Origin of the sequence: Streptomyces sp. NPDC093071, assembly GCF_044754545.1 — a bacterium.
GTDB lineage: Bacteria > Actinomycetota > Actinomycetes > Streptomycetales > Streptomycetaceae > Streptomyces.
This window is the reverse complement of record NZ_JBIVPH010000003.1, coordinates 950,142-963,279: the sequence shown is the minus strand read 5'-3', so window position 1 is coordinate 963,279 and position 13,138 is coordinate 950,142. Positions and strand designations below refer to the sequence as shown.

The following is a 13,138-nucleotide window of genomic DNA, read 5'->3' as shown; positions in this document are numbered from 1 at the left end:
CCCCGATATCCCGGGAGGTGATTCCGTACCCTCCGGTTTCTTATTGACATGCCTACGGGGGTCTTTTCTAATCATCGAGAGTCATCCCGCGCGCAGACGCCGCGCAGGCACTGAGGGGGCAAGGTGGACGTCCGGATCCTGGGGGGACTGTCGGTACGTGAGAACGGGGCGTCGATCACCCCGACGGCGGCCGCGCCCCGGCAGCTGCTCGCCCTGCTCACGGCCAGCGCCGACCAGGTCGTCCCCGTGACGGTCCTGACCGAGGAGCTGTGGCCGTCCGGCGCGCCGCGCGGCGCCCGCGCGGAGCTCCAGGCCCACATAGCCGGGCTGCGCGCCCTCGTCGAGGACGCCCTGCGCGGCACCGGCCCCGCCGGCCGGGGGGCCGACTGGTCCGGCCGGCGCACCGCCGACGCGGTCCTCGTCTCCCAGCCCGGCGGCTACCGGCTCGACACCGGCGGCGGCGCCCACGACGTCTGGCAGTTCGAGCGCGCGGCCGGCGCCGGCTACCGCGCCATGGAGGCCGGCGACCTCCAGCGCGCCGCCCTCCGCCTCGGCGAGGCCCTGGCCCTCTGGCGCGGCGACCCGTACGCGGGCGTCGCCGCCGGACCCCGCCTCCGCAGGGAGATCGAGCGCCTCGAAACCTCCCGGCTCAGCGTCCTCGACCAGTGGCTCGAAGCGCAGCTCGGCCTCGGCCGGCACGCCGAACTCGTCCCGGAGCTCACCGGACTCGTCGCCCGCTACCGCACCAACGAGCCCCTGCACGCCCACCTCATGGTCGCCCTGCTGCGCTGCGGCCAGCACGACGACGCCCTCACCGTGTACGAGAGGCTGCGCCTCGCCCTCAAGGCGGAGAGCGGCATGGAGCCCTCGGCGCGGCTGCGCCGCCTCCAGCGCTCGGTCCTGGCCGTGCGGCACACCGGAGGGCGCCCCGCCCTCGGCCTCCGCATCCCCGCCCAGTACGCCCCGCCCCGCCCCCGGCTCGTCCCGGCGGGCTCCTCCGTCTGACGGCCCGTCGGCCCCCGAACGGCCGCTCCCGCGCCGCCGACCGGCCCCTTCCCGCTCCCCGGAGGGAATGAAGTGCCGCAGCTCACCGTTGACCGGCTTCCGAAGCCGAATTAGTTTCGGCGGGCAGGACGGGTTTCCTCCGAGGTGCCCGATTTCGCTCGACATACGGGGGCCCGGACCATGACGACGCACGGCGCGGACGGAGCCGGTGGTGCCGACGCGCTGCTCACGGTCCTCGAACTGCTCGCCCGGCAGGCCCCGCCCGCCCGCTTCGACGCCCTCCTCGACGAGGCCCGCCGCGACGGCCTCGCCCGCGCGGACCTCGACCGTCTGGAGCGGGCCGTCGTCCTCGCCGGCCAGGTCCACGCCGAACGCGCCCACGACGCGCGCCGCGAGGCCGGACTCGACGCCCTCACCGACACCGCCCGCGACCTCACCCTCTCCTACGACCTCGACGGCCTGCTGCACGTCATCACCCGCCGCGCCCGCCGGCTCCTCGGCCTCGACCTGGCGTACGTCACCCTGCGCGGCCCGCACGGCGCCTGCTACGTCCACACCGCCGAGGGCACCCGGCCCGGCCCCGCCGAGGGACCGCGCCTCGCCCCCGGCCTCAGGATCGCCGAGGGGTACGGACTCGGCGGCGCCGTCCAGCTCCACGGCGAACCCGTCTGGACCCCCGACTACCTCGCCGACGAGCGGTTCGCCCCCTCCGGCTCCCTCGACGCGGGCGTCCACGCCCCCGCCTTCGACGAGGCCGCCGAAACCGCCCTGCGCACCGAGGGACTGCACGCGATCGTGGCCGCGCCGCTGCGCAGCGGCGACACCGTCATCGGCACCCTGTTCGGCGCGGACCGGCGCGTCCGTCACCACACCGCCGAGGAGATCGGACTCCTCGCCGCGCTCGCCGACCTGGCCGCCCTCGCCGTCGAGAAGGCCGGGCTCCTCGACCGGACCCGCGCCGAGGTCTCCGAACTGGAGCGGGACAGCTCCCGGGTGCGCACCCGGCTCACCCGGATGCGGCACGTCAGCGAGGCCCACGGCCGCATCATGAACCTCGTCCTCGCGGGCGGCGACCTGCGCAACGTCGCCAAGGCCGCCGCCGACGCCCTCGACGCCAGCGTCCTGATCCGCGACCCCGGCGGCCGGGTCCTCGCCATGATCGGGGACGTCCCCGGCCTCGACGAGGAGGCCGTCGAGGAGGCCGTGGAGAAGGCCTCGCTCGACGCCCACGCCCGCCGCCGCCCGGTCCTCGCCGCCGACGACACCTGGGTCGCGCCGGTCATCGCGGGCTCCGAGGACCTCGGCGGCCTCGTCGTCCACGCCGCCGGCGGACTCACCGGCGAGGACGAACGGCTCCTCGAACTCGCCGCCCAGTCCGTCGCCTTCCTCCTCCTCATGCGGCGCTCCACCGCCGTCGCCGAGGGCCCCGTCCGCGACGAACTCCTCGACGACCTCATCGCGGACCCGCCGCACGCCCCGCAGCAGATCGCCCAGCGGGCCGGCCGCCTCGGCGTCGACCTGCGCCGGCCGCACGTCCTCGTGCTCGCCCGGCCCGAGGGCGGCGAGCAGGGCCGGGCGGTCGTGTGGGCGTCCTCGTACGCGTACCGCCTCTCCGGTCTGAAGACCGTGCAGGGCGGCTGCATCGTGCTGCTGCTGCCGGGGGACGACGCCTCGGCCGCCGCCCGGGCCGTCGCCGCCGAACTGTCCCCGCTGCTCGGGCACCCCGTCTCCGTCGCCTCCGCCGGACCCGGCTGGAGCCCGGACGCCGTCGGGCGGATGCACCGGGAGGCCTGGCGCTGCCTCGACGCGATGAGCGCCCTCGGCGGAGCCGGATCGGCGGCCTCCGTGCGGGACCTGGGCTTCCTGGGGCTGCTGCTCTCCGACGACAACGACGTGGACGGCTTCGTGGAGTCGGCGATCGGGCCCGTGCTCGACTACGACGCCGAGCGGTTCACCGACCTCACCCACACCCTGGAGGCGTACTTCGCCTCCGGCGGCAGCCCGACGAACGCGGCCGAGGCGCTGCACGTCCACCCCAACACGGTCTCCCGCCGCCTGGAGCGGATCGGCGAACTCCTCGGCCCCGAGTGGCAGAAGCCCGGCCAGGTCCTGGAGGTGCAGCTGGCGCTCCGGCTCCAGCGCACCCGGGAGGCCCTGGCCCGGGGCCGCGTCGTCCCCGAGCCGCTCCGCCCGCCGGAGCGCGGCGCCTGACCGGCGGACCGGCCGCCGCCCGGCGGGCCCGCAGGCCTCAGCTCGCCGAGCGCCGCGAACCGTAGCCGGAGCCGTACCCCTGCCTGTACCCCTGCCCGGATCCGTAGCCCCGCGCCGAGCCGTGGCCCGACTCCCACTGGGCGGACAGGAGCGTCGCCGCGTGGGCCGCCGAGGCCAGGGTGATGTGCCGGTGCCAGCCGCGGAACGAGCGGCCCACGAAGTCCCGGAGGCCCGCCCCCTCCCCGACCTCGGTGAAGTCCCGCTCCACCCGGCGCGCGAGCTTCGTCAGCCGCAGCAGGGTGCCCACCTGGGAACCGGTCAGGTCGCTGATCCACACCCGGGACGGGGCCCGCCGGGGGTCGTCCCACTCGCCGAGCAGCACCAGCGGACGCATCCGCTCCCCGCCCGGCGTCGGCAGCGCCACCCGGACGGCCGTGGCGAGCGAGGTCCGCGAGGTCCGCACGCCCCCCACCGTGTCCACCCAGCTCACCGGCCTGCGCAGCCCCTTGAGGGACTCCAGTATCTGCACGGCGGACAGCGGGCCCGCCCCGAAGCCGGGCAGCGAGCGGTCCGCGATCGCGAGCCGGGAGCCCGGACCGATCCGGGCCACGACCGGCACCCCGGCCGCGGCGAGCCGGGTGAGGGCCGCCCGGCCCGCACCGCCCCGGATGTCGATGAGGACCGGCTTGCGGGTGACGTCGGACCAGCGGGCGGTGTCGAGCGCGGCCGCGACCGCGCACTCCTCCAGGGTCTCCTCGCCGGCCTCGTCGGGGACCTCCGCGCGGTCGCGCCGCGTGCGGTCGTTCACCCAGGGGTCCGGCAGGAAGAGGCGCCAGTTGACCGGGACGCTCAGGTCCTCGCCCGCGAACCACACGCCGAAGGCCTGCTGGCCGTGGAAGACCTGCCCGCGCTCCGGGTCGAAGCGCCGGTCCACGCCCACGGAGTGCTCCCCGGCCTTCGGGATCGGCATGGGCCGCACCACCCAGGCCTGCGGGCAGCCGTTCCGCTCCAGGTGGCGGCCGAGCGCCGCCCGCATGGGCTGCCAGTCCCAGGTGGAGCTGGAGACGAAGTGGTGCAGGCTCTGCTCGGCCGCCGGGCCGCCGATCTGCGCGGCGATGTTGCGGATCGACTTGCGGCCCTGCGCGGTGAGCAGGCCGTGCAGGTACTGCTCGGCCTTCAGGCGCTGGTCGCGGCGGGCGAAGCCGGAGAAGAGCGCGGCACACAGCTCGGCGTAGACGTTCTCGCGGGCACCGGCCGCGACGGCGGACCTGGCGGCGCCCAGGGGGACGGCCGGGGCGACGGCCCCGGTGGCGGCCCTGCGCTTGGTTGCGACGGATGTACTCACGAGACTCCTGCCCGAAGGGTGCGCAGCTCCTTCCCGCTGCACCACCACCGTCGCCCGTGACCGCCCCCGGGGACGAGGTGTACCCGGCACCCGAATCGGCCGCCTGATGGTGGCCGGACCACCTCCCCCCGCTTCCGCGCAGGTCACGGGCCTCTCCGCGACCCCCGGCGCACCCCCGCGCGGCCCTCCGGAACGCCCCGCGGGGATCTGACAGACTCACCGGCCGCGCTTTGACCCGTCGCCCTGCGTGGCCGGACCATCGCAGAGCGAGGCGGACGGGCCGGCCCGGTTAATGCCCCAGGCCGGGAACCGGGCCCGTACGCCTCGCCTTGGACGGCCTCGTCCCGCTCCGGCTCAGGCGGTGATCCAGTCGCTCGTCGCGATCACCGGCCGCACGCCCTGGCGGTGGACGGTGCCCTCGATGAGGCCGTACATCCGGTCGGCCGCGAAGTACACCTCGTTCTCGTTCTTCAGGCCGAACGGCTCCAGGTCCACCAGGAAGTGGTGCTTGTTCGGCAGGTTGAGCCGCACCTCGTTGACCGTGGGGACGTGGTCCAGGACCCGGTCCGCCATCGCGTGCAGGGTCTGCTGGAGCGAGTAGCTGTACGTCTCCGCGAACGCCTCAAGCATGTGGCGGCGCACCTTCCCGTACGAGCGGTCCCAGTCGTGCTCCGGGTCGGCCGCCGCCGTGGCCGAGTGGGCCCAGCGGGCGGTGACCTTGGTGGCCAGGATCCGGTCGTAAGCCTCCTGGAGCGTCGTGTACCGGTCCTTGAGGAAGCCGTGGAACTCGGAGTTGGTCGAGTTCATCACGGTCAGCTCCCTCAGGCCCGACTGGACCTGGAGGCCGGTGGTCTCCGAGTACGTGACCTGCGCGGTGCGGACCTCCTGGCCCTTGCGGACGAAGGAGTGCTGCTCCTTGCGCGTCGGCACCGGGATCCGCTCCCAGGCGAACTCCTCGACCCGGATCCGCGCCTCGTGGATGACCGGCTGCGAGGTCACGAAGTGCCGGGCGAGGTGGATCGCGAAGGCCTCGGGGGAGGCGACGCCGTGCTCCTTGGCGAAGGCGTAGACCGTGTTCTTGGTGGTGTCGGTCGGCAGGCAGTTGCCGTTGTCGCCGGTCAGGTGCACGTCGCGGTACTCGCCGCGCAGCGCCACCGACACGTTCAGGTCGCGGATCTCGTGCCAGGCCCCGTCGTCGCCCTTGCGGGTCACGGTGACGATCCGGTTCTCGGCCTTGCCGTACTGGTTCTGTGCCAGGACGTGCTTGCTCATGTGCTGCTCAGCTCCCGCGGGTACGTGGATACGGATATCCCGTACGCCCGGCGTCCAGCGTCCCCGTCGTCCCGAGGGTCCGCTCCCCGCCGTCCGGCCCGTGAACGGCGGACCGCCCCGGGACTGACGAGCATCCCGGTCCGTAGGTGTGGCCTCGAAGATAGGTGCACTTCCGGGACCTGGCAATGGCCCGGCGGCGACGGCCCGGCGGTCCGCGCGCGGGCAGGAGCCGGATCCCGGCCGCCCGTCACCCCGCGGGCAGCACCCGCGCCTCGGCCGCCGGGAAGCCCTTGGCCCACCAGTGGTCGTAGCGGCGGTAGACCAGCGGGTCCCGGGCGGCGAGGAGGCCGCCGAGCGCCGCGGCCTCGGCGGCCAGGCCCTCCCAGGCCCCGGCGGGCAGCGGGTGGAAGGCCGTGGCCTCGATCCCGCCGTCGACGGGCCGCCAGACCCCGGCGACGTACCCGTCGACGAGGAGCGTCGGCAGCGTGTCGCCGTTCGCCCGGATCACCAGCTTGCGGTACGCGGGCGGGATGATCCGGGAGCGGTCGGCGTACGCGAGGAGGACGCTGTCCCACATGCCGAGGAGGCGCGGCGGGGCCGGGGCCTCCCCGTCGGGGAGCGGCGCTCCCGGGACGTCGTACAGCACCGTCCCGTCGGCCCCCTCCCGCCGTTCGAGACCCTCTTCCAGTACGCGTACGGCCTCGCGCACCAGGCGGCGGGGCGCCGTCGTGAACTGGGCCATGTCCGCCTCGGAGGCCGGACCGAAGCCCTCCAGATAGCGCCGGAGCAGTACGGCCAGACCGGCGGCGGACGCCTCCGGGTCGGCGAGCGCGGGCCGTTCGGACGCCGTGACGAAGGACTGCGCGCTCCCGAACGCCCACGGCGGGCCCTCCGGCGCGTGCCACAGCGGCGCGTACTGCCGCACCATCCGCCAGACCACGGGCGCCACCGGCCCCTCCCGGCCCCGCTCGACCAGCTCCCGCAGCTCGGCCCCGGGGCGGGGCTCCGAGGCGTGGGCGAGCAGGCCGGGCAGGAGCGCGTCGGCGTCGGCGGCCGTGAACCCGGCGGCCTTGAACCGGGGGTCGTGGAGCCGCCCGCCGCGCAGCGTCGGCTCCATGGCCTCCCGGAAGGCCCGGTAGTCGTCGGCGTGCACCTGGTGGAGGGTGAGCCGCATCAGCGTCGACCGGACCACCCGGAACCCGTGCAGGGCCTCGTCGAACCGCGCGGGGTCGAAGCCCGCGATCCGGTTCCACAGCGCCACGTACGGCGAACCCGGCCGCTGCGCCTGGAGGGCCACCACCCGCCGCACGGCCTCCTCGACGCCGACCGGCTCGCGGGCGAGGAGCAACTGCCGGGCGAGGGTGGAGCGGTTGAGGGCGCGGGGGGTGATCGGCATGGGGGGATCCTCTCGCACGGAGAGCGGTTTCGAACGTGTTCTCGTTTTGCTGGGTGAAGTGGTGCGGAGCCGCGCGTTCACCCAGGGATCGCCCCGGCGTCGCGTACGTGTCGCTCCGCGTTGTGGCCGGAAACGGACCATGGGCCCGCCGTCACCGGCGCCGACCCGTACCTCTCCGTCCTCCACGCGCTCCGAGGGAGTTCCCCCAGATGATTCCGCGCCTCCCGCGCCGCCGGCCCGCCGCCGTGATCCTGCCGCTGTCCGCCGCGCTCGCCCTCACGGTGGTCGGGGGGACGGCGGACGGGGCGTCGGCGCACCGCGGCCCCGCCGGCCGTGTCGTCTCCACCGCGACCCTGCCCGACCTCCCGCTGGCCGCCTTCAGCAACGCCATGATCCCGGGCAGCGTCGCGGACGACCGGGGCATCGACCTGGGCGGCATCGGCAGCGACCTGTTCCCGGCGGAGCGGCGCGGCGAGTACTGGACCGTCACCGACCGCGGCCCCAACGGCCAGATCGAGATCGGCAAGGACAAGCGCCGCACCTTCCCGGTGCCCGGCTTCGACCCGGCCATCGTGAAGATCCGCGTCGCCGGCGGCCGGATCCAGGTCCTGAAGACGCTCCCGATCACCACCTCCCGCGGCACCCCCGTGACCGGCCTGCCCAACCAGCCCGGCCGCGACGAGGCCCCGTACACGTACGACGCCTCCACCCCCCTCCCGTACGACCCGAACGGCCTGGACACCGAGGGCATCGTGCGGGACCGGGACGGCGGCTTCTGGCTGGTGGACGAGTACGGGCCCTCGCTCGTCCACGTCTCCGCGAAGGGCCGGGTCCTCGCCCGCCACGTGCCGAAGGGCCTGAAGCTGACCGGCGCCGACTACCCGGTGGTCGAGTCGCTGCCCGCGATCTTCCTCAAGCGCAAGATCAACCGCGGCTTCGAGGGCCTCGCGCTGCTCCCTGGCGGCGACCTCGTCCTCGGCCTCCAGAGCCCGCTGCTCAACCCCGACGAGGCCGCCGGCAAGGAATCCCGCACCACCCGGCTGCTGCGCTTCTCCCCGCGCGAGAACCGCGTCACCGCCGAGTACGCCTACCGCTTCGACCCGGTCGGCACCGTCGAGCCCGGCCAGACCAAGACCTCCGAGCTGAAGCTCTCCGCGCTCGTCGCGCTCGGCGGCGACCGCCTCCTGGTCCAGGAGCGCACCGACAAGGCCGCCCGCCTCTACGAGGTCCGCCTCCGCCGCTCCGCCGACATCCTCGGCTCGGTCTGGGACGCTCCCGCCACCCGGCCCGGTCTGGAGCAGCTCGACGACCCGGCGGCGGCGCGCGTACCGGTCCTCCGCAAGGACCTCGTCATCGACCTCAACACCGTGAAGGGCGTCCCCGGCAAGATCGAGGGCATCGCCGTCGAGGGCTCCTCCACCCTCGTCCTGCTCAACGACAACGACTTCGGCATGACGGACGGCCCCGGCGCCTTCGACGCGAGGGGCCGCCTGGTCGACAGCGGCGTGGAGACGACCCTCGTCGAGGTGCGCCTGAACCGTCCCGTCCGCTGAAGTGCGGACCACCGGGGGCCGGTCTCCGGCCCCCGGTCACCGCTGCTGCCGCCGTCGTCCCGGGGAGTACCGCACAGGTTTACCCGGGATCAACTCACCGTGGGACGCGCGCGGAGGCGACCGGACCCTAACGTCTTCCCTGTCCACGAGCGAGTCCACGACCGACTCGCAAGGCACCGGGACCGGGCCGTACGCGGCCGGAACCGGTGCGGTCCGAGGGGGATCACATGTTCCGTCAGCACAGGAAGCCCGCGTCCGTCGTCGCGGCCGCCACCGCCGCGCTCTTCGCCGCGGGCCTCGCCCTCGCGCCGGGCGCCTCCGCCGACGCGTTCCGCTGCGGCTCCTCCGGCAGCGACCCCAGGGCCTGGTGCGCCTACGTGCAGAAGGCACCCAGCGGCCTGAAGGTCCACAGCCGGCCGAGCACGACCTCCACGACCCTGTGGACCCTCGCCAACGGCACCAAGGTCGAGGTCGACTGCTGGACCACCGGGACCTCCGTCAACGGCTACACCATCTGGGCCGGCCTCTACTCGGCCTCCGGCTACCGCTACGTCAGCGACTACTACCTGACCACGGGCCGCATCCAGAACTACGTGCCCCACTGCTGACCCCTCCCGATACGCCCCGCGTGCGCGGTACGGGGGTCCGCGCACGCGGGGCCCTCCCGCCCGGAAACGGCTTGGACGCCCGTACCGAACCGGCCGATCACGTACGCATGGATCATGTACGCATGACCGACGACGACCCGGTGGTGCTCCACACCCTGACCCTGCGACACCGGATCCCGGACGACTGGGCGGCGGACCCGTGGGCCGAGGTGCGGCCCCTGATCGACGGCGCGGACGTCCTGGCGGAGGTCCGCCCGGACGGCAGGGCGCCCAGTTGCCGGTACTGGACGGGGCCGGCCGCGACCTGGCCGCTGGCGGCGGCGGAGGAGCCCCGCAGGATCGCGATCGCCGAGCCGACCTGCACGGCCGGCTGCTGCGGGGCCCTGTACGTCACCGTGCGCCGCGAGGGCGACCTGGTGGTCTGGGACTCCTGGGAGAACACCGGCGGCACCCTCGCCGTACCCCCGCCCCACCGCTTCGACGCCGCCCGGTACGAGGCCGAACTCGCCCGGGCGGCGTCGGACCGCGCCTGGGAGGAGCCGGTGGACACCGTGGCCCGTCTCCTCGGCGGGATCCTCGCGGACAGCGGCTGGTTCGCACGCTGGGGCTGCGTCCTCACGAACGTCTCGCCCCGCCGCGCGGAACCCGGCGTCCCCGAGGAACTCGCGTACCCCGAGGGCGTCGACGTCGACTTCCACCACGACCGGGGTCCCGGCGAGCCCCCGGAGGCGTACGCGTACGCCCTCCTCACCACCCGCGACCACCCGGCGGAGGAACAGGCCCGCCGGCTCGCGGCCCGGATCCTGGCGGACGATCCCCGCAGGACCGCCGAGCGACGGGACGGCTGAGGACGGCCGCCCGGTTCCGTGGACCCGGAGCGGGAGCGGGCGGATGCCATGCCCTGCGGGGCGCCGGATCACTCCGCCGGCAGGCGTGGCGTGCGCGGCGGTGCCGTGCGGCGGCTGCCGGTCTTCTCGAAGGCCGCAGCGAGGGACAGCAGGGCGTTGTCGTCGTAGGCGCGGCCCGCGAAGGTCAGCCCGACGGGCATGTCCGTGTCCGTCATGGTGCCCATGGGCACGGTCACGGTCGGGATGCCGAGGTGGCGGGGGACCAGGTTGCCGTTGGCGACCCAGACGCCGTTGCGCCAGCCGAGGTCGGCGGAGGCCGCGTTGACGTCCATGTCGGCGGGGCCGACGTCGGCGACCGCGGGGAAGACCACCGCGTCCAGGCCCAGCCCGTCCATCCACAGCTCCAGGTCGACGCGGCGCGTCTCCTCCAGACCGCGCAGCCCCTCCTCCAGGAGCGGCATGTCGGCGAGGGAGGCGTACGGGCGCTCGCGCACGAAGCGGGGGTACGCGCCGATCGTGTCGTCGAAGCCCTCGTACCGGTCGGGCAGCTCGCCCTCCCGCTCGGGCCAGATGAGGTCCCCGTCGACGTCGGCCAGGGTGGACAGCGCCGGGTCGCCGTTGGCCCGCAGGAAGTCGTCCCAGGCCCAGGCGGACAGGTCCTCGATCTCGAAGGTCAGGTACGCGCGGCTGACGAGGCCGCGGGTGAGCAGCGAGGGCGCTCCGGGGCGGTCGGACTCGTAGTTGGTGACCACGGGGAAGTCGACCTCGACCACCTCGGCCCCGGCCGCCTCCAGGTCGCGGCGGGCCGCTTCCCACAGGGCGATCACCGAGGGGCGCGTGTCGACGCGCTGCCCGGTCTGGCCGCCGATGCCTCCGTCGGGGTTCGTTCCGGCGTCCGGGTCGGCGTTGATGTACATCCGGGGCACGCCGACGCGCTTGCCGGCGAGCGCGTCGGCCGCGGCCCCGGCGTCGGCGGGCGCGAGGGCCGGGTAGGAGGCGGGACGCACCCGCGACGGCGGGGGCAGCGCCACCCACGGCTGCGCGCGCCACAGGTCCCCGCGGGTCTCCGGGTCGTCGGCGACGATGACGTCGAGCAGTTCGAGCAGGTCGGCCATGGTGCGGGTGTGCGGGACCACGACGTCCATGGTCGGCACGAGCGGCCAGTTGCCGCGGACCGAGATCACGCCGCGGCTGGGGGTGTAGGCGCACAGCGCGTTGTTCGAGGCGGGGGCGCGGCCCGAGGACCAGGTCTCCTCGCCGAGGCCGAACGCGCCGAAGGACGCCGCCGTCGCCGTGCCGGAGCCGTTGGAGGAGCCGGAACCGTAGGCGCTGGTGAGCCAGTCGGCGCTGTACGGGCTCTCCGCGCGCCCGTACACGCCGCGCTGCATCCCGCCGTTCGCCATCGGCGGCATGTTGGTCAGGCCGATGAGGACCGCGCCGCCCGCGCGCAGCCGCTCGACGGCGAAGGCGTCGCGCTGGGCCACGAGGTGCTCGAAGGCGGGGGAGCCGGACGCGGCCGTGAGCCCCTGGGCGAGGTAGCTGTCCTTGGCGGTATACGGGATGCCGTCCAGCGGCCCCAGCGTCTCGCCGCGCGCGCGGCGGGCGTCGGAGGCCGCCGCCTCCGCCCGGGCGTGCGGGTTCATCACGACCATCGCGTTCAGGGCGGTGGCCGTGCCGGGCCGGTCGTACGCCTCGATCCGCGCGAGGTAGGCGTCGAGCAGCCCGACCGCGGTCGTCTCGCCCTTCTCCAGCGCTGCGCGCAGGTCGGCGATACAGGTCTCCACGACATCGAATCCGCGCGTCACGGGGGTCTCCTGGGTGGGGTGAGGAGGACAGACGGGCCGCTGTGGTCGGTCGCACTCCCGTCCATCTGACTAGATTTTCAATCTAGAGTAAAAGTCTAGGTCGCCGAAATCTAGACTGGGAGTCTGGATTTCCGGAGCCGGGAGTGAGTTCATGCCGATGTCAGAGACCGGGCCCGAGCCCGACCCGCCCCGCCGCCGTCCGCCGTCGAACGGCGGGGCGGGGCCGGCGGACGGTGGGGCCGGTACCGCCTCGCGGCCCGTGCCCCGGATCCCGATCGACAGGAAACGCCAGCCCAGCGGGGACGAGGCGCGGGAGCGGGCCATGCGGGCCGCCGTCGGCGTCATCGCGGAGAAGGGCGCGGCCGCCCTGCGGATGTCGGACATCGCCGAGCGGGCCGGCATGAGCACCGGCCACATCCTCTACCACTTCGGGAAGAAGGACCGGCTCCTGCTCGAAGTCCTCGCATGGAGCCAGACCGACCTCTGGGCCCGGTTCCAGGAGGCCGCCGACCGGGCGGCGTCCCCCGCCGAGAAGCTGGACCTGTTCGTCCGCTTCTACCTGCCCCGCCACCGGGGCGACGAGCGCTACGCGCTGTGGACCCAGGTACTGGCGCAACGCCACGACGAGGCGGGCCGGCGGATCCTCACCGAACTGCTGGACGGCTGGGACGAGCGCCTGGAGGCCATTCTCCGCGAGGGCCGCGACCTGGGACACTTCGCCGACGTGGACATCGCGGAGTTCGTCGTCCGGGCGGTGGCCATGCTGAGCGGCCTCTCCGAGGACGTCATGTTCGGCCGCTCCCGCTGGCAGCACGCCTCCCCCCACGCGTTCGCCCTCACGGCCCTCGAACGCGAGCTGCGGCCTGCTGGGCGGGGGTGACGCCGAGACCTGCGCCACCCAGGGCGTACGCCGTCCCGCAGTCCGCGACCTGGTAGCCGACATGGCCCCCGGGACCGGCGCCGTACGCCGCCCGAACTCCACCGCTTCGGCCGCTTCCAGGCCGGTGGATCCTGCGGGGGCTCGGACGCGGGGCCTTGTGCCGGGGAGCGCGTCCCCTGCCCGGGGCCCGGCACGGCGTTGAGCTTCCCCGTGTC

Annotated in this window: 10 protein-coding genes; 6 read left to right on the top strand and 4 right to left on the bottom strand. The window is 74.6% G+C overall.

What is annotated here, in order from left to right; genetic code table 11:
• Positions 1 to 123: 123 nt before the first annotated feature.
• The gene (locus ACIQD7_RS15655) at positions 124 to 1,005 is read left to right on the top strand and encodes a BTAD domain-containing putative transcriptional regulator (protein ID WP_402442023.1); all 882 of its coding nucleotides are present in this window, start codon (positions 124 to 126) and stop codon (positions 1,003 to 1,005) included.
• A 180-nt stretch (positions 1,006 to 1,185) separates the two neighbouring features.
• Complete coding sequence (locus ACIQD7_RS15650) at positions 1,186 to 3,216, top strand: helix-turn-helix domain-containing protein (RefSeq protein ID WP_402442021.1); 2,031 nt, start codon at positions 1,186 to 1,188, stop codon at positions 3,214 to 3,216.
• Positions 3,217 to 3,253: 37 nt separating this feature from the next.
• Here ACIQD7_RS15650 and ACIQD7_RS15645 read toward each other — a convergent pair whose 3' ends face one another.
• The 3 genes from ACIQD7_RS15645 to ACIQD7_RS15635 all read right to left on the bottom strand — a co-directional run bounded on the left by ACIQD7_RS15645 (position 3,254) and on the right by ACIQD7_RS15635 (position 7,229).
• The gene (locus ACIQD7_RS15645) at positions 3,254 to 4,561 is read right to left on the bottom strand and encodes an IS701 family transposase (protein ID WP_402442019.1); all 1,308 of its coding nucleotides are present in this window, start codon (positions 4,559 to 4,561) and stop codon (positions 3,254 to 3,256) included.
• A gap of 354 nt (positions 4,562 to 4,915) precedes the next feature.
• Positions 4,916 to 5,833 (bottom strand): factor-independent urate hydroxylase, encoded by a 918-nt coding sequence (pucL, locus tag ACIQD7_RS15640; protein WP_402442018.1) that lies wholly within the window; start codon positions 5,831 to 5,833, stop codon positions 4,916 to 4,918.
• A gap of 247 nt (positions 5,834 to 6,080) precedes the next feature.
• On the bottom strand, positions 6,081 to 7,229 hold the full coding sequence (locus ACIQD7_RS15635; RefSeq protein WP_402442017.1) for a winged helix DNA-binding domain-containing protein: 1,149 nt from the start codon (positions 7,227 to 7,229) through the stop codon (positions 6,081 to 6,083).
• Positions 7,230 to 7,438: 209 nt separating this feature from the next.
• Between ACIQD7_RS15635 and ACIQD7_RS15630 the strand changes: the two genes are divergently transcribed.
• From ACIQD7_RS15630 to ACIQD7_RS15620, 3 genes are all read left to right on the top strand, one after another.
• Entirely contained in the window at positions 7,439 to 8,782 is a 1,344-nt protein-coding gene (locus ACIQD7_RS15630) for an esterase-like activity of phytase family protein (protein WP_402442015.1), read from the top strand.
• 227 nt (positions 8,783 to 9,009) lie between these two features.
• Positions 9,010 to 9,390 (top strand): SH3 domain-containing protein, encoded by a 381-nt coding sequence (locus ACIQD7_RS15625; RefSeq protein ID WP_402442014.1) that lies wholly within the window; start codon positions 9,010 to 9,012, stop codon positions 9,388 to 9,390.
• A gap of 122 nt (positions 9,391 to 9,512) precedes the next feature.
• Positions 9,513 to 10,238: a hypothetical protein gene (locus ACIQD7_RS15620; protein WP_402442013.1), complete on the top strand. Its 726-nt coding sequence runs from the start codon at positions 9,513 to 9,515 to the stop codon at positions 10,236 to 10,238.
• Positions 10,239 to 10,306: 68 nt separating this feature from the next.
• Here the strand turns inward: ACIQD7_RS15620 and ACIQD7_RS15615 are convergent, their stop codons facing one another.
• Positions 10,307 to 12,043 carry an amidase gene (locus tag ACIQD7_RS15615; RefSeq protein ID WP_402442012.1) on the bottom strand — a complete coding sequence of 579 codons (1,737 nt, stop codon included), beginning with the start codon at positions 12,041 to 12,043 and terminating at the stop codon, positions 10,307 to 10,309.
• A 151-nt stretch (positions 12,044 to 12,194) separates the two neighbouring features.
• Between ACIQD7_RS15615 and ACIQD7_RS15610 the strand changes: the two genes are divergently transcribed.
• The gene (locus tag ACIQD7_RS15610) at positions 12,195 to 12,923 is read left to right on the top strand and encodes a TetR/AcrR family transcriptional regulator (protein ID WP_402442010.1); all 729 of its coding nucleotides are present in this window, start codon (positions 12,195 to 12,197) and stop codon (positions 12,921 to 12,923) included.
• Positions 12,924 to 13,138: the final 215 nt, after the last annotated feature.